Annotated in this window: 20 protein-coding genes; all 20 read left to right on the top strand. The window is 39.5% G+C overall.

Translation table 11 applies throughout. The annotated features are described in order from the left end of the window. Window positions 1-317: 317 nt before the first annotated feature. Window positions 318-491: a hypothetical protein gene (locus L3D27_RS06345; protein WP_284672917.1), complete on the top strand. Its 174-nt coding sequence runs from the start codon at window positions 318-320 to the stop codon at window positions 489-491. Then, entirely contained in the window at window positions 488-982 is a 495-nt protein-coding gene (locus tag L3D27_RS06340) for a hypothetical protein (protein WP_284672916.1), read from the top strand. The genes L3D27_RS06345 and L3D27_RS06340 overlap by 4 nt, the downstream gene beginning before the upstream one ends. A gap of 33 nt (window positions 983-1,015) precedes the next feature. Continuing rightward, entirely contained in the window at window positions 1,016-1,552 is a 537-nt protein-coding gene (locus L3D27_RS06335; protein ID WP_432480653.1) for a hypothetical protein, read from the top strand. A 128-nt stretch (window positions 1,553-1,680) separates the two neighbouring features. Then, window positions 1,681-1,998, top strand: a complete 318-nt coding sequence (locus L3D27_RS06330) for a hypothetical protein (RefSeq protein WP_432480652.1) — start codon at window positions 1,681-1,683, stop codon at window positions 1,996-1,998. 46 nt (window positions 1,999-2,044) lie between these two features. Continuing rightward, window positions 2,045-2,722: a hypothetical protein gene (locus L3D27_RS06325; protein ID WP_432480661.1), complete on the top strand. Its 678-nt coding sequence runs from the start codon at window positions 2,045-2,047 to the stop codon at window positions 2,720-2,722. 33 nt (window positions 2,723-2,755) lie between these two features. Then, window positions 2,756-3,190, top strand: coding sequence for a hypothetical protein (locus tag L3D27_RS06320; RefSeq protein ID WP_373628527.1), 435 nt, complete (start codon window positions 2,756-2,758; stop codon window positions 3,188-3,190). A 218-nt stretch (window positions 3,191-3,408) separates the two neighbouring features. After that, window positions 3,409-4,197: a GH-E family nuclease gene (locus L3D27_RS06315; protein ID WP_432480660.1), complete on the top strand. Its 789-nt coding sequence runs from the start codon at window positions 3,409-3,411 to the stop codon at window positions 4,195-4,197. 11 nt (window positions 4,198-4,208) lie between these two features. Beyond that, on the top strand, window positions 4,209-4,742 hold the full coding sequence (locus L3D27_RS06310) for an ankyrin repeat domain-containing protein (RefSeq protein ID WP_432480659.1): 534 nt from the start codon (window positions 4,209-4,211) through the stop codon (window positions 4,740-4,742). Between the two features lie 52 nt (window positions 4,743-4,794). Beyond that, entirely contained in the window at window positions 4,795-5,052 is a 258-nt protein-coding gene (locus L3D27_RS06305) for a GH-E family nuclease (protein WP_432481886.1), read from the top strand. After that, window positions 5,049-5,597: an ankyrin repeat domain-containing protein gene (locus L3D27_RS06300; RefSeq protein ID WP_432480658.1), complete on the top strand. Its 549-nt coding sequence runs from the start codon at window positions 5,049-5,051 to the stop codon at window positions 5,595-5,597. The genes L3D27_RS06305 and L3D27_RS06300 overlap by 4 nt, the downstream gene beginning before the upstream one ends. Window positions 5,598-5,756: 159 nt before the next feature. Continuing rightward, window positions 5,757-10,952, top strand: a complete 5,196-nt coding sequence (locus tag L3D27_RS06295) for a DUF637 domain-containing protein (protein WP_432480657.1) — start codon at window positions 5,757-5,759, stop codon at window positions 10,950-10,952. Beyond that, window positions 10,939-11,505 carry a hypothetical protein gene (locus tag L3D27_RS06290; RefSeq protein WP_432480656.1) on the top strand — a complete coding sequence of 189 codons (567 nt, stop codon included), beginning with the start codon at window positions 10,939-10,941 and terminating at the stop codon, window positions 11,503-11,505. The genes L3D27_RS06295 and L3D27_RS06290 overlap by 14 nt, the downstream gene beginning before the upstream one ends. Window positions 11,506-11,663: 158 nt before the next feature. Continuing rightward, window positions 11,664-12,356: a VENN motif pre-toxin domain-containing protein gene (locus L3D27_RS06285; RefSeq protein ID WP_432480655.1), complete on the top strand. Its 693-nt coding sequence runs from the start codon at window positions 11,664-11,666 to the stop codon at window positions 12,354-12,356. Further along, the gene (locus L3D27_RS06280) at window positions 12,353-12,802 is read left to right on the top strand and encodes a hypothetical protein (RefSeq protein WP_432480654.1); all 450 of its coding nucleotides are present in this window, start codon (window positions 12,353-12,355) and stop codon (window positions 12,800-12,802) included. The genes L3D27_RS06285 and L3D27_RS06280 overlap by 4 nt, the downstream gene beginning before the upstream one ends. A gap of 47 nt (window positions 12,803-12,849) precedes the next feature. Then, complete coding sequence (locus L3D27_RS06275) at window positions 12,850-13,386, top strand: hypothetical protein (RefSeq protein WP_432480653.1); 537 nt, start codon at window positions 12,850-12,852, stop codon at window positions 13,384-13,386. A 128-nt stretch (window positions 13,387-13,514) separates the two neighbouring features. Next, a complete protein-coding gene (locus L3D27_RS06270) occupies window positions 13,515-13,832 on the top strand; it encodes a hypothetical protein (protein ID WP_432480652.1) in 318 nt (105 codons plus the stop codon). Between the two features lie 66 nt (window positions 13,833-13,898). Continuing rightward, window positions 13,899-14,417 carry a hypothetical protein gene (locus L3D27_RS06265; protein ID WP_432480651.1) on the top strand — a complete coding sequence of 173 codons (519 nt, stop codon included), beginning with the start codon at window positions 13,899-13,901 and terminating at the stop codon, window positions 14,415-14,417. Continuing rightward, on the top strand, window positions 14,414-14,875 hold the full coding sequence (locus tag L3D27_RS06260; protein WP_373628671.1) for a hypothetical protein: 462 nt from the start codon (window positions 14,414-14,416) through the stop codon (window positions 14,873-14,875). The genes L3D27_RS06265 and L3D27_RS06260 overlap by 4 nt, the downstream gene beginning before the upstream one ends. A 355-nt stretch (window positions 14,876-15,230) precedes the next feature. After that, on the top strand, window positions 15,231-16,103 hold the full coding sequence (locus L3D27_RS06255) for a hypothetical protein (protein ID WP_432480650.1): 873 nt from the start codon (window positions 15,231-15,233) through the stop codon (window positions 16,101-16,103). After that, the gene (locus L3D27_RS06250; RefSeq protein WP_432480649.1) at window positions 16,100-17,317 is read left to right on the top strand and encodes a DUF3100 domain-containing protein; all 1,218 of its coding nucleotides are present in this window, start codon (window positions 16,100-16,102) and stop codon (window positions 17,315-17,317) included. Before L3D27_RS06255 ends, L3D27_RS06250 begins: the two co-directional genes overlap by 4 nt. Window positions 17,318-17,413 lie beyond the last annotated feature (96 nt).

Raw genomic sequence — 17,413 nt, 5'->3', positions numbered from 1 at the left:
ATAAAAAGAGAGAGAAAAAATGGAAAAATAATTGTGGAAAATTTTACCAAACCAGTGAAATACAAAGGAGTTTTGAATAATGTAGATTTTCATATATCATCTTATGATAGTAATGAAATTAGATATAGAGATCTAAGATATGCATATTTAATTTTTTAGTTAAGGTATGTGAATCATCTGGTAACTTAAGTATAAAATAATGAAAAAAGGAGGTGTGGTAAATGATGTCAAACAATCGGTATAAGAAGAGGGTATTAGTATTGCAGATAACATCCTAATATTGGCAGATGCAGAATGTTGAAGGAAGATTCCTTGGTATGCAAGCCTGTCATTTTACTTGTATTGGTGTATCCAAAGGCGAAGGTAAGGAAGGTGCTGTCATTATATCAACAGGAGTTGGCACTACACAGATTGGTGTCAATGGCAGTGTCATGCGTCAATTGACAGATGAAGAAAAAGAGATATTAAGAGAGTTAAGGATTTTACGATGAGTCTGAAAAATCGTATTATACTGGTTGTGGGCAGTATTGTCAGTATGGTGTTTTATGGTTTATATCTAAAGTATCAGGTTTATGATAAAAGCTTTGAAAAAGCAAATCCCTATTTAATTTTATCTAAGCACTACAATATCCCAACAAAAGAAGAATTGGAAATGATTGTTAATGAGATGACTGAATACGAACAATCTCCTTTTGGGGATTTTTATGCAGGTAATTCACGCTCTTTTAGCCGAAGCTTTAAGCATGATATCACTGAAAAAGTCAAATTGGAAGCTCGAAAACAAAATCTTGTGAAACTAGAAACACTGCAAGATCGAGATGTTTACTGCAAAGGTGAGATTCAGATTGAATCTGGTGTTGATTTGGATATTCGCACTCACAAAAAAACATTTTTTGTCAAAGCATCTTGGAGCCGTCGCAACAAATGCCGCAAATACTGGTGGGGCGGTAAAAACCCTCGTGCATTACAGCAAAAGCCATAATCCAAACTCCTAGTCGCCATCACAGCAGCAAGCATGGCAGAGGAGGCGGTGAGGTGGAATGGGCTTTATGATAAACCTACTTCGCATTCCAAACCACTCAAAAACCTTGCTAAGATATACGGAGATGACATAGGAGATATTCAGCGAAAGCTGGATTCTGGAGAGCTTGTATTGGATAAAACTCTTGCTGACTACATTTACCAAATTAATACAAATGAAGAGCTTGTAATTAATATGACTTTACCAAGAGATGTCGTTGTGGTCATTACTGGAAAAGAGGACGACTGGAGAGACAATCGAACTGTACCTGATGAAGAGGTAAATGATGCTCGAATCGCATTTACTAACTATGCAGAATGGGCAGTGTTGGGCAATGTTATGGTTAGCAGAAAAAAGAACAATCGTAATATTGCAGAGTACAGATTGATTCATGATGTATACGACTTTGACATAAAGTCTGGAATAAAAAACATCCCAAGAAACCTTGAAACCATCCTTGGAAGCCCAGGACTAGGGGTTGGTTATAGGATCGTCATTAAAAATCAGAATAGGATTAAATTTGTACAATGAAAAAATCCATACTTTATTTCATTGCTTTATGCTTCATCGCTATTATTCTTTGGAGTTTTACAGATTCAAAGACAAGATTTGGTAATTACCTTTTTGAGATGTCAGATGATTGGAACAATGGCATACCGATGAATTATTTTTTATTCAAAGAAAATGATCGAAGTTTCGCTGAATATTATGTCAATGATTTTAAGCGTATCGGTGGTTATGTTTATTACACGGTGATTGATGGAGTTTGGCCAGAAGATGACTGCTACTTCGACCCCAATCTACAATTTAAGCGAATCAATCTAAGCAACGAACAAGTTGAGGTTCTAGACCCTGCAGAATATCCACAGATTTACCAAAAACTAAGTACGCTGTATCCAAAAGATGAAGAATGGCTTAATGATCCAAAACAAAGATGCTCGGTGAAATACCCTGAAAGATGGGGTCAGTCCACTTAAAATTCACCCCGCCAAGCCCAAACCTCTACTCATCACCGCCATAAGCATGGCAGAGGAGGCGGTGAGGTGGAATGGGACTTATATTGATAAAAATAACGAAGTTAAAAAAGTTATTTTAAATGGTGATAAAGGAATTTATAAATGTAATTTTCAAAATGATAAATGCATCGATCCCCCAATAAAGATTGGAGAATCCATGTTTGAAGATGCTTTTATGAGTCCAGATACAGGCAGATCTGTTGGCAGAGTTTATATTGGAGAGAGTATAGATGAGTATATTTATAATCTAAATATGGAGGCAAGCAATGATACAAAAATAACATTGATATGGAAAAGCCTTCCATATCAAAAATATGTTTACGGAATGGGCAACTACGATATCAAGAAGGCTTACGGTAATGGTGAGACCAAAACATATCATGGGTATTTATTTCAGGGAAAATATATCACATTAAGAGAAGGTGGTAATATATTGGCTGGAATGAATGCGGCAACATTGGGTGTGCCATTTGAAGAGTTTCAAAAAGCCAGCGGTGCTCTGCATGTCGCTGGCATACCAGGTCTTATAAAACAAAAAGTAACGGGACATACTTATGGCAGCTACCCTCAATATGGAGAAATAGATTATCAATATCTAAGAAGCAAATATGGCTATCAACTGGGTATCAAAAAAATAGAATGCAATATAAGTCATCCAACCCCCTTGAAGTGTAAAGGTAAATAGTGTAAAGGTAAATAATTGCAGGATTTTAATTAAATGGGTTTTGTTAAATATGAATGGCATGAAGTCATGAAAAAAATATATTTTGCCATAAAACTCTCTGTATTATTAAGCTTTGCTTTCGTTGCATACATCACCATCGTCTTACTGTCGTATGAAAGTTATTATTACTGCAATGAGAAAGGCTGCTTAACTTTTGTTGAAACACAAAAGGGCAGGGATATGGTTATTAAGGTTTATGACAAAAGAATTTATAGTAGGTTGCAGATGAAAAACGCTCCTTACATCGAACTTTATCCTGAATACCTTGCTTATTTTGAAGAAAGCGACACGGGGTTATTTATTGTGCGTAGTAGTGCTTATCCACAAGTTACAAAAGGCAAGATGAGTAATGTACAATTCGTCATTTCTGAGTATGAATGTTGCGGAACTTTATATAGCGACTTAAGCTTCTATATGATCGTATTTTGAACTTTGAATTATACCAATTAACGCTAAAAAACTACCATAAACCTATATAAAAGAAAAGTAAAAGGAACTGTATCAAAACAACATCTGTTATGCCAGCTTTATGAAGATAGCTCATTATAGATTAGGTAAAAAGTACAAAAAGATCGCTTGATTCTTTTGCACTTGAAGCAACTGCTCGCTGTACAGCTGGTAAGACCAGTGCCTGTGAAACCAAGACCTTGGGTGATATTCTTTGGGAGAATAAACAATATATCCTAATCGGAACCAGCTTTATTCCAGTTGTTGGTGACATCCAAGGATTTGTAGAAGCTCAAACGACAGGTGATTATGTTTTTGCCACCATCGGTCTTGTACCTGGCTTAGGAGATTTGGCACAAAAAGCCCACAAAGCCAAAAAAGCATACGATGCCGCCAAATCTATAAACAATGTGCAGGGCATGAAAAACGCCATTCAACAAGGGGTGGATGTTTTAAAACAGGGCAAGGGAATGCAGGGAGTACCTGCGGTTAGCCAACCAATCCCTGGCAGTCAAGCTGTCAGACAAGTAGAAAGTGGGCAGGCAGTGCCTGTGGGATATAGCAGAGACAGTCAGGGCAGATTGCATGATCATCAAGGTCGTTATGTCAGTGATCCTAACTCTCCTAGAGTATCGACCAATTTAAATCGTCCAAGTTTGCGTGCAGATACCAAAGCGAAAATCTTGGCCAATTACCGAAAATTGCCAAATGGAGATTATATGGATAACATAACAGGAGATATCATCAAAGCCCCCATAGACATCGGTCATGCCTATGGTCGTGAGCATAGAAGACTGGTGTTAGCAGCACAACAAACAGGGCTTACTCAGGCTCAATTTAACGACTTTGTGAATTCTCGTCCTGATTATTTTAAGATCGAAAACAGAGCCGACAACCAAAGTCATCGTTATGAGAAACCAGGCAATGATGGCTTGGAAGAAATTATTGAAGATATTAATCTATTCAAACGCAAGAGAGGTATTAAATAATGAGTTATGATATGAGCGGTGTTGAAATTTTAAGAGCATTACGCAAGGGTAACATTATTCTTTTAGAAAACCTACTAAAGATATATCCACAACACAATCTTTTGAACATCAACACTGATAAAAAAAGCTGGCTTCATAAAGTCACTGATTCTCTGAATGCTAATGAACCACCACCTATTTCAATACACTACTTACTGTCTTTAGGCATCCCCATCAACGCCCAAGACATCTATGGCATGACCCCTTTGCACTATGCCTTGCGTAGCCAAAATGCCGATGCCGCCATCGCTTTGCTTGAAGCTGGGGCTGATCCAAACATTGCCAATATAGACGGTTTACGCCCTTTGTCTATGGCAGGATATACCAAAGACAGATTAGATGTGTTAAAGCTTATGCTTGACAAAGGAGCCAATGTACATCATTTGATGGGTGATGGTAGTGGTAGAACCATTCTTGAGAGCCGGGCTCCTTACAAATATACTGAAGACTGGGTCATTGAACAATGGGAAATTGATTTTTATGAGATGATGAAACAATATAGCTAAATCCTATTAAATACGCTTGGAGCTAGGATAAAGGGATTAAGACAAAAGAGATATCATCAAAGCCCCCATAGACATCGGTCATGCCTATGGTCGTGAGCATAGAAGGCTTAAGATACTAGCTCATGAATTTCATCTAACCCAGTCTCAATTTAATGACTTTATCAACGCACATCCAGAGTATTTTAGGCTTGAGAATATGTACAGCAACCGAAGCCACTCAGGAGAGATGCCTGGAAATGCTATCCCAAGCCAACTCAGACAAGATATGATTAATTTTTGTAAAAAACATCAATGTGGAGTAAAAAAATGAGCGATGCTGTTGAGTTTGAGTTCTACTGTGTTTTAGTAAATGGAGATGTAGAGACTGCACAGTACTTAATTGATGAGTATGATCTTGATTGCCTTAAAGTTTCAGAAATTGAAAGATGGAATTGGTTGCATGAGCTATTAATGGGTACTAACCCAAATGATGAGCCTGCACCGATTCAAAGCATCAAATTTTTGATAGAAAAAGGCATCCCCATCAACGCCCAAGACATCTATGGCATGACCCCTTTGCACTATGCCTTGCGTAGCCAAAATGCCGATGCCGCCATCGCTTTGCTTGAAGCTGGGGCTGATCCAAACATTGCCAATATAGACGGTTTACGCCCTTTGTCTATGGCAGGATATACCAAAGACAGATTAGATGTGTTAAAGCTTATGCTTGACAAAGGAGCCAATGTACATCATTTGATGGGTGATGGTAGTGGTAGAACCATTCTTGAGAGCCGGGCTCCTTACAAATATACTGAAGACTGGGTCATTGAACAATGGGAAATTGATTTTTATGAGATGATGAAACAATACGCCTAGTCCAAACAAAGCAGCACAGGCACCAATCTTAACCGATACAAAACAAGCATAGCAATTGGGTTATTCAGCTACTGGCCTAGAGTTTCCTCTAACCCTCTTGCCAATCCACCAAAACCAATCTATAATCATACCAAAGCTTACAACATCAAAGGATGTGATGTGCCACCCCCAACCAAAACATTCTCCCACTCCTTATTACATCAAAGTCTGCTTGTCGCACTGACAGCCAGCAACACCGCCTTTGCCAACATCACCACAGACCCCAAAGCCCCCACCACACAAAAACCCATCATTGCAGTTGCTAAAAACACCAATCAACAAAACATACCGGTTATCCAAATCCAAACCCCTAATCATGGTATTTCTCATAATAAATACACACAGTTTGATGTCAGCACATCAGGGGCTATTTTGAATAACTCAAGACACACGACCCATACTCAGCTAGCAGGTGTGGTGAATGCCAATCCTTTTTTGCGACAAGGCGAGGCTCATACTATCATCAATGAAGTGCGTAGCAATAAACCCAGTCAATTAAGTGGGGTGATTGAGGTTGCAGGACAAAAAGCCAATCTTGTCATTGCCAATCCCTCGGGCATCAATGTTGCTGGTTCTGGCTTTATCAATGTTCATAAAGCTACTCTCTCGACAGGACGCATACAAAGCAAGCAAGGGCAAATCACTCATGCCATCACCGAAGGGGTAATCCAAATACAAACTCCTAAGGGTGTCAGCCATACTGATGTTGGCTTAGGTGGTGCCAATAAAAATGCCGATCTGGTCAATCTATATAGTAAAACTGCCAGCATCAATGCGCAACTTCAAGCAAAGCACGCCATCACCATCGTAACAGGAGCCAACCAGATCTCTGATACAGGACAAATCACACCCATTAATGACGATAAAAGTGTAGTTAAGACCAAAACGCCCGCCACCATTGCCATCGATGTCAAAGCCTTAGGTGGTATGTCTGCAGGCAGCATCACTCTGATTGGCACAGATCAAGGTTTTGGTGTCAATCAAGCCGGTCGTCTAAATGCCAACAATCACATCATCATTACCGCTGATGGTAAAATCACTCACACAGGTCACAGTCGTGCTAATCAGGGAGTAGAGCTGGATGCCAAACAAATCAGCATTGACCGAGGATTCATTGACACCAACGGCAGTCTTTTACTCACCGCCAAACAAAAGCTTGCGACTGATGGTAGTACCCTAACGGCTAGCAGAAACATTCAAGCGGTGGTTACTGGCGATGGGACAACCCATCAACAATCATCAGCTGTATTTAAAAACACCACATTGACCGCCACAAACATCACCACCGCCAATCTTGCTGGCATCTTAACGCATCAAGACACCACCTTAAACGCCACAGGCAACATCAGTAGTTTTGCCCAGCATGATCAACGCTTAGACAATACCACAATGACGAGTGGTCAAAACAGCCAAATCCAAACCAATCATGACCTATCCATCAGCAACACTAGTATCAACACCAAACAACATATGGCGATTTATGCCAAAGGCAATCAAACAACCAACAACAGTTTATTAAATGCCAAAGGAGTGTTCAGTAATATCACTGATGGTCGTCATGCCATCAGTGGTGATGTCAGCCATACTGGCGGTGCGGTATTATTGCATAGCGATGACTTGGTTGTTCAAGATGATGGTCAATTAACCACTCGTGCCATAGGCAATACTTTGCTAGCGGACAATGACAGCATTAAGCGGCTTAATGGAGATTTATCCATCCAAACCAATCGGACACTCAATATCTCACCACAACATCACAGTATTCAAGCTGTAGGGGATTTGTCTTTAAGAGCTGTTGCAGGAGATCTTCATCTGCAGGGGCAAGGCGGCAATCTGGGCAGTGGGTCGCAGCAAACACTTCGTTTGGATGCTACTTTGGGAGGTATTGAGCTTCAAGGTCAAAACATCCACCTGCAAGGCAGCAATCTTCATGCCAATCAAGACATTGGTTTATATGCCACCCAAGGTCATATTGTTATTGATGGCGTTAAAAACACCCTAAGTAATCAACAAGCAGCTTATGCCTTAGATTATGCTAAAAAACAGCTTGATGATACCAAGGCTAAGCTTGATGCCTTAAAAAAGCAGCCTAAATACATCGCTTATCATCAAGAAAAAGCCAGATTGGAGAACTTGAATGTACGGTATGAACAAGCAAAAATACCACCTGCTTTGCTTGATGAACCAGAACAGACCGTGACACTCCTAATGCCATCTCCACCCCGATTCGTATTATCATCAAACCCTCATCTCGTCGCTCCGATGATGGTCTATGACCCACCAGAGCGTGTCGTCATGCGTATACCAAACCCCAACAGACGCTCTAGACGATCTACCCCCGTCCTTGACCCAGAGTTACTAGATTTTGATCCAAAAAAAGCGTTCCAGCAGCTACGCCAAAACCACAAAGAGGTGATCGAACAAGAAGCGAGCTTCACCAACCAGCAAGAACGCCTGGCATCTCGTGTGAGTTTCTTAACTCAAGCCGTCTTTGGTTATGAGCACAGCACCGCTTCACTCAATAGCAAGACAGGCGACATCACTTTGGCGGCCTCTTCGGATATCTTATTAAGTGGTGCTAGTCTTGATGCCAAAGCAGGTGATATCCATCTGTCTGCTCAAGGCATGATGCCAAATGCTTATACCAAAACTAAGTCAGACACCACCCAAACTCTAAACGGCAGTATTGTCTTAGATGGATTGCAAAATTACTATGAGAGAGGGCGTGAGAATAGCGATCATCATCGCATTCTTGCGTTTAGTACACCGACCAAGCTTAGTGCTGGTAAAAACATACACTTACATGCTACCCACCAAAGTCCTAACACCCACCTTGTCATTCAAGGCGGTCAGCTACAAGCAGCACAAGACATCAACATCAATGCCAACCATGCTGTGTTATTAGATGCTGGTTTGGACTATGAATATGGCTATGACAAAAACACTCACCGACATGGTAAATGGTATAAGCGTAAATACACCACCACCATCTCAAGCAATGAATGGAAAGATGTCGCCCCTACCACACTCACCGCCTACCACATTCGTCTAAAGACGCATGGATCAAACCGTAAAAACAACCTTGCCTTGTATGGCACTAAGATGCACACCACAGGTGGAGACATCTCATTATGGTCATCAGGCAACATCGCTTTATACGCTGTGGACAGCACACACAGCAACGAATACAACAGTCATACCAAAAAAAGGTTTTTAGGTATTCGTTATAATGACACACACAAGCAAGGCAAAAAATACCTAAAGACCGCATTGCCTGCCACATTAACTGCCAATTACATCGGCAGTCATTCACAAGGCGACACCACTCTTGAAGGAACGCAGTTTAATTACTTATCAGGGGCAAGTATTACCGCAAACGGTCGCCTGTCACTGTTGTCTGCTACCAGTGAGTTGCAAGAACGCCACCAAAAAGACAGCAACTGGGTGCTTTGGCAACGCACCACCGACCAAGGTCAAATCAAAGAAAGTGCAATCTTACCAAGCTTCACTGGCATCACCAAGCCTGTGCTTGATGCTAAAGGCGGTATCCATGTACAAATCCCCACCACAGAACAAGATGCTCAACAACACACCCTAAAAGCACAAATTCTACAGCTTGCCACAGAGCCTCAATACAGCTATCTGACAGACTTAGTCCACCGAGAAGACATCAATTGGCAACAAATCATTCTTACCCAAGAAGACTGGGACTATAAGCAACAAGGACTCACACCAGCAGGGGCGGCGATTGTTACCATCGCCCTTAGTGCAGCAACAGGGGATTTTAGTGGCAGCATCGCCACTGCTGCAACAACCGCCTTTCAAAGCCAAACCATCGGTGCCATGGCAAGTGCCGCTTTTAATACCCTAACCACCAAAGCCACCATCAGTCTAATTAATAACCAAGGCAACATCAAAGCCACTTTAAAAGAGCTTGGTTCTAAAGACAGCGTCAAGCAGCTCGCCTTCGCCTTAGCCAGTGCTGGCATGAGTCATAAGATTGACAAAGCTCTAAAGATAAAAAATACAGACATCACACAAACCACCCTTAATCAAAGAACCATCAAAGCCATCGCTGATGGCACAAGCAAAAGCCTATTAGAATCTGCCATCTATGGCACAAGCCTTGAAGAGAGTCTAAAAAACAACCTAAGAGCACAGCTGACCACAGTTGCCACCCAAGAAGTCTTTAAAGGTCCTGTCAAAGACTTAGACGGCGACACCTTAAGTGAAAACCTCTCCCACAAACTTGCCGCCGCCCTCACAGGCTGCCTATCCGCTAAAGCCTCTGGTAATGATTGCAATGCAGGTATGATTGGTGCTACCATAGCAGAAACATGGGCAGACTACCAAGTCGATGACCCAAGCACCCTAACCCAAACCCAAAAAAACACCCTCATCCACCAAGCCAAACTGTTAGCCGCCATCACCGCCGCCTATGCCGAAGAAGATGTCAACACAGCAGCAAGTATGGCAGAGGAGGCGGTGAGGTGGAATGGGCTGTCTCGAAGAATTTTAGGTTTTGGTAAAGATGAAGATTTAAAATTTCGGGAAGAGTACAAAATACATTGTGGTCAAAACCACAACCAAGCCAGCTGTCAAAACATTTTATCTAAATGGAAAAATATTAGTTATAAGAATAATGCTGGTTTATCAAATGCACAAATCATTGATTGGGAAAACAGGATTGATGGCATTTATAATAACCACGCTTCCCAGTGTGGCACTGACGATGCAAATTGTCAAAGAGTATTAAGAACTGCCAGAGATTATTACGCCATCTCTTATGGTGGCGATGAGATGTTCTTGCAGCAGATGGAAATAATCATGCATACTTATTTGCATGGCAGTTGGGATGCGATCAAGAATAAAGGCATTCCCTATATCGTTGCTGGCATGGCAGGTGTTGCGGATCTGGGGAGACTTGGGGTGCAAGGTCAAGGTAGAAAAATAGCTGGAAGTAATGATATCGATCGAACTGGCAATACAAGCTCTATTAATCGATCTCCGAGATTTCAAGGTGTCAGTCAAGCAACATTAACCAGAATTGATAAAATCTTGGAAACTTCACAAAATACATCTAAAGGTAGCGGTGTAACCAACTATACCCAGAAATCAGGACGGAGTAGAGATTTAGACTTTGCCTGGCTTAGTACTAATGGAACGGTCATTACTCAAAATAACAGAGTGACAGTAGTTCGGTTAAATGATGGCACGAAATTAATAAAGAGACCAAGTAGTACAGGTCCTATGACAATAGAGATACAAAAATCAAATGGTGATAAAGTTATGGAGATTAGATATGACACACCTTGATCATCCTTGGATTAATCATGATGACCCATTGAGGGATTGTTATGGAACAATAAATATTGCCACAATTCATAACATTGTTGATGCATTTCCAAAATTTCATCAGAAAGAGCAACTATTAAAAGATTTTACAGGGTATTACTATTTTGTAGATTTCTGCCAATACAATCAGTATCCAAACTTTGATTTGCTGCATTTATTATTCAATTCAATTCACCATAAAAATGAGTTATTTTGCTATCCTTGGGATTACTACGATTCAAAAAAAATTATTTTTGAGTATGATCCACCAATGATGATAAAGACTTATTTTGATATTAGTGTCTTGAAGCATATTTCTTCCTCTTTTATTCAGATGCAAAATGGATCTTATGCCTTAATGGATAAATGTAAAAATTTTTATTCAGTGATATTTGATGGGTATTACGCTATTTTTTTGATCAAAAAAACATTAATAAGCAACCCTGAACATTTCGATAAAAACTGGCATTTGGCAGAAAATAACCTAGATAAAATAACATATTTAAATTTCAAAAATATGTTCGAGTTGCACTAGAATAATCCTCATATTATTCAAACTCACGGACTGAGTTGGCGATAACACAACTCAGCTATGCCACTCATTGAATTTTTTGGTTTTATAAGCGTAGTTCAGAACATAGACTCACAGGCTGCCTATCCGCTAAAGCCTCTGGTAATGATTGCAATGCAGGTATGATTGGTGCTACCATAGCAGAAACATGGGCAGACTACCAAGTCGATGACCCAAACAACCTAACCCAAACCCAAAAAAACACCCTCATCCACCAAGCCAAACTGTTAGCCGCCATCACCGCCGCCTATGCCGAAGAAGATGTCAACACAGCAGCAAGCATGGCAGAAGAGGCGGTGAGGTGGAATGGGTTAATTCAGGGTGGCGGTGTTCTTGGTTTAAGTATTGACGAGAAAACAAGACGGATGTTTAGAGGTGTAAAAAAAGAAATATTTAGCGAAGGTTCAGCGATTGCTACCTTTGGAGATATGATAATCGCAAATGTATCTGGATCAATCTACGGATACACTGTAGTTGTTAACGCTAAAAATGGCAATGTGTATGCTACTGATATGTTTGAAATTTCAGCGTCATCATCTATACTTACTGGAGTGGCCACCTCAATTAATTTTGGCAATGTAATTGGCGGAACTTATTCGGCTGCTAAATTGGATGAAATTATTAAGGGATCATCTTTTAATATGCAAGCATGTTATGCTGCCTGTGCTGGTATATCAAAAACTAGAAAAAATACTATCATCACCTATGGTATGGGCACCCCTCAGGTTGGCATGTCTGGTGGGTCGTTAAAATACACTGGTTTGAGGCTTTCACAATCTGAGATTAAAAAATTGATCTTAAAGAGGGGTGTATGATGACTATCAAAGGATATCTGCACATCGTCATCGCTGGTGCTTTTATGTTTTATGCGATAACCGAAATTAAGCATTTTTACCAATCAAAACCTCATCATTATCGCAATCGCCAGCACTTGCTTGAAATTCAATTTCCACAATTGATGAATCAAATCACGCACGAACTACCACAGCCTGATCGACAGTGGCAGATCGACCGACAGGGTGGGGCCGTGGTGCTTATGTATTACTATTATAGCCCCACTGAACACACCATGCAAATAATTCATCAAAATATAAAAAACAACCAATGGGTTCTAACCAAACAGAACGCAACCGAAACACTGTATTGTAAAGAAGATATTGCTTTAATATTGGGCAATGATGTCGCCCAAAAAAATATTCCTTATATGTATTTGAAATTATCATGGCAATCAAGGCATTCTGAGTGTAAATATAGGCATTAATATGTACCGCCGCCTATGCTGGGGAAGATGTCAACACCGCCATAAGCATGGCAGAGGAGGCGGTGAGGTGGAATGGGCTTTATGATAAACCTACTTCGCATTCCAAACCACTCAAAAACCTTGCTAAGATATACGGAGATGACATAGGAGATATTCAGCGAAAGCTGGATTCTGGAGAGCTTGTATTGGATAAAACTCTTGCTGACTACATTTACCAAATTAATACAAATGAAGAGCTTGTAATTAATATGACTTTACCAAGAGATGTCGTTGTGGTCATTACTGGAAAAGAGGACGACTGGAGAGACAATCGAACTGTACCTGATGAAGAGGTAAATGATGCTCGAATCGCATTTACTAACTATGCAGAATGGGCAGTGTTGGGCAATGTTATGGTTAGCAGAAAAAAGAACAATCGTAATATTGCAGAGTACAGATTGATTCATGATGTATACGACTTTGACATAAAGTCTGGAATAAAAAACATCCCAAGAAACCTTGAAACCATCCTTGGAAGCCCAGGACTAGGGGTTGGTTATAGGATCGTCATTAAAAATCAGAATAGGATTAAATTTGTACAATGAAAAAATCCATACTTTATTTCATTGCTTTATGCTTCATCGCTATTATTCTTTGGAGTTTTACAGATTCAAAGACAAGATTTGGTAATTACCTTTTTGAGATGTCAGATGATTGGAACAATGGCATACCGATGAATTATTTTTTATTCAAAGAAAATGATCGAAGTTTCGCTGAATATTATGTCAATGATTTTAAGCGTATCGGTGGTTATGTTTATTACACGGTGATTGATGGAGTTTGGCCAGAAGATGACTGCTACTTCGACCCCAATCTACAATTTAAGCGAATCAATCTAAGCAACGAACAAGTTGAGGTTCTAGACCCTGCAGAATATCCACAGATTTACCAAAAACTAAGTACGCTGTATCCAAAAGATGAAGAATGGCTTAATGATCCAAAACAAAGATGCTCGGTGAAATACCCTGAAAGATGGGGTCAGTCCACTTAAAATTCACCCCGCCAAGCCCAAACCTCTACTCATCACCGCCATAAGCATGGCAGAGGAGGCGGTGAGGTGGAATGGGTTAATTCTGTACAACAAGGTAGGGCGGCTGAAGCAGATCAGAATAAAGCAAATGAGATGGCTAAAGATATTAGTAGTGATAGAAATGTTGGATGGAGGTTTTTGAGAAGTAAAAGGCAAGCCGATCTCTTATACCAACTAAATACCAATAAAGATTTGGAAGTGCAAGTTGATGTTAATGATTTAGATGAATTAAAAATAACTGGGAGTTCGTGGGTATCTCGACCTGATGGCCGACAGACAATTGTTGTCAGGCCAACTGCTTATAATGTATGGGCGGTCACAGGAAGCTTGACATTGGCAAGAAGGACTGATGGAACCTATGGTGTATTTAATGATACCTATGATTTTGAAATGCATAACTCAGGCATTTTGGCAGTCCCTAGAAATATTGAAACGGTCGTAGGTTCCCCAAATTGTGCAGCGACGAGTGGATGTACGGCGTATCAAATTAAATTCAATGGTAATTTTGATAAAAATAAAATAACAAATCTTAAGGATTTTCAATGAGAAAAATTATAGTGTTTTTTATATTTTTTCTGTTAATTGGTGCCATAATTATTTATTCTTATAAGCAAATCTTTTTTTTAAGAGAGATTCAGCTTAATGGCGATTATTATGTCATCGAGATGGATAATACATTTTTTGAGTACCTATCGTTGAAGAATGAAAAAGTAGTTGGAGCAATTATAAACCGCACAGAGTATAACAACATCCACTTGATAATTTATACTGAAGGCAAAATATGCGATGAATCACAGGGGAGTATGTTTGAGTACTTTCCAAATGATATCATGTATGCTGTTTTGGATAATACTGGAAATTTACTGGCGTTTAATAATATAGAGGACTATCACTCTTACATAGCCTTAAAAAATTTAAAGATTGGAAATTTACATATTAACATCAAGGATTTGTTTAAAATAGAACAGGCAAACAAAGCGGCTAGAGAGTTGGGCTGTCTTTAATAAATGACAACAGTGGAAATTTATCATTCATCAAAGATTGAATTGCTGAATAATACTAGGCATCACAAAGATAATATTTGTATTTGGCTAAAGTTAGTCTAAATGGACTAAGTCCACTCTTGTATCTGCTACCAAGAATTGCAAAGATGAGATACGGGTTGAATTTGGAATGAGAAAAAACCATGTTCAGCAAAAAGAAAAGTTTTTTGTTAGGGTGTCTTGGGCTGTTGATAACGAATGCCGCAAATACTGGTGGGGTGGTAAAAACCCTCGTGCATTACAGCAAAAGCCATAATCTAAACCCTTATCCATCACCGCCGCTTATGCTGGTGAAGATGTCAACACAGCAGCAAGCATGGCAGAGGAGGCGGTGAGGTGGAATTCATTATCCGAAAAGTTATTATCTGACTTTATCAGCGAGCTGAAAAAATGCAAAAATGGCGATTTGAATTGCCAGAAATCTATAGTTAATCGATTTATAGAGCGGTCTCGGCATTATGATAATCTTATGGTTCAAGAATGTCCATCAAACGCCAAAGGCAGTGCATGTGCTAATTTAATTAAACTATCTCTAAATTACAGCGGAGACTCTCTTCCATTAAAATTATTGATAAATGAAAAATCTAAAAATAAGATTATAGTTCATCATCTAAGTAAGGACATAGCTAGAAGTAGAAAACTGGTCTTACAGCAGATATTTAACAACCAAGAAGTATTTAATAGTATCAACACTATAGAAAGTAGGGCTGATTTTTTTGATGCAATGTCAAAAGAATTTCCAAAAGCCAAATGGTTTGCTGGTGCTAGCGATGTTTCAAGACGATGCTGGACTGGTTTAGGTGCTTCAGGATGCTATGTTTTTGAAAAAATTCCCTTTCATTCAAATGTCACATTTTTAACAGGTTCTTCTTTTTCTTGGCGTACCAGTGGAATAGACTGGCGAAGAGAGGCTGGGCAAGCATTGATGGCTGATGGTTACAACGACTTTAAAAGATTATGGCAAGGTGAGGTGGTGGATTATAGGCAATGGGATATTGATCGCTTGGTTCAAGAACAAACAATCTTAGATCCCATACATAAAAAACATATTGGTGGCTCTTTAATATTTACATTGCCTCCTAAATATTTTACTGGCTCAGGAACTGTTGATATGACAAATCTTCAAGATAGGATACGCTATGGCTGTTTGATGCTAGGTTATAATTATATTAATGGGGTTTGCAAATGAATCAATCTGATGGTAATGCACTGGATGCTAAGATAGACAAAGTAGTGGCTACATTATCAAGAAAAGCCAAAGAAATTGGATCTTATTTGTCCAATGTTACTATTATTTTTTTATTTGCATGGCTCTGCTTTTTATTCCAGTTCTTTGTATTACTTGATGTATTTCTTATTTATAAGCATTTAAGTATATTCTTTAATTTTCTTTTAGTATTCTCATTTTCCTTAATTACTATAGATATATTGAATTATTATGTAAAAATAAATTTGGTATCAATTTTATTTTTAATATTACTATTTTCTTTTAGAAAAATTGCCATATACACCTTAACTCATGATGGAGAAACCTACGATTTTTCTAGAGGGTTTATAGCGGACAGATTTGGTTTAAAGACTCCTGAGGGAATTGGTGTAATGGGCGTATATGTTATGGGTACGCTGTTTGGAGCGATTTATTTTTCGTTAATGGCAGGTGTGATAGCATCATGGGGTGTATTTGATGTGCGAGCATTGGCGATGGCCTGTGGTGTGGGGTCTGGTAGTATGATGGGAGCTTGTTCAACTGCGTTGGCTGAATTACTGCCTGAACACAAAGAGGATATCATTGCCTTTGCTGCCAGTAGTAATCTACTAACTTATGCAACTGGATTGTTTGTTTTAGTGTTTGTGGCGTTACCTTTTGCTGAATGGCTGTACAAGGTGATTGCAAAATTTAGAAAAACCCATGTGCTAAATGCTGAACATATTAATGATTGTGTGAGTATGGACGATGGTGAGGAGATTAAGGTTGCTACATCTGTACTCATTCAATCACTTGCTTTTATTTGTGTGCTATTGCTCGTTGTAAATTGGGTTGGTACGAACAATGACCTATTTGTTGCCCTGCCTGGCATGATGATTTTGTTTGCGTGCTGTGTAGTGGGCATACTTATCAAAAAAGTAATTCCGCTGGGCGTACCAAGTATTGCATGGGTATCTATTGTAGCGATTCTTGTTGCTTTGCCAGCCATGCCAATGGCAGATTATGTCATAGCAGCTACTGATAAACTTGGATTACTGCCACTCATTACCCCTACGCTTGCTTATGCAGGGATTGCTATTTCTCAATCTGAAGTAGCCCTGTTTAAGAAATCTGGTGTTAAAATCGCTATTATTGCTTTATTGACCTTTACAGGTACTTATCTTGGTTCGGTTGCTATCGCAGACTGGATGTTGTAAATGTCTGAGTAGTTATAAACTATTGGAATGTTTATTTTTGATTTGGTATTAAAAAAGCTGCCGCCCTAATAAGATTGAGCTTGCTTTTATACCCCA

The sequence above is a fragment of the Moraxella sp. ZY200743 genome, assembly GCF_050885545.1.
Taxonomy (GTDB): domain Bacteria; phylum Pseudomonadota; class Gammaproteobacteria; order Pseudomonadales; family Moraxellaceae; genus Moraxella; species Moraxella haemolytica.
Note: the sequence above shows the minus strand (reverse complement) of the source record. Positions and strands in the feature narration are given on the sequence as shown.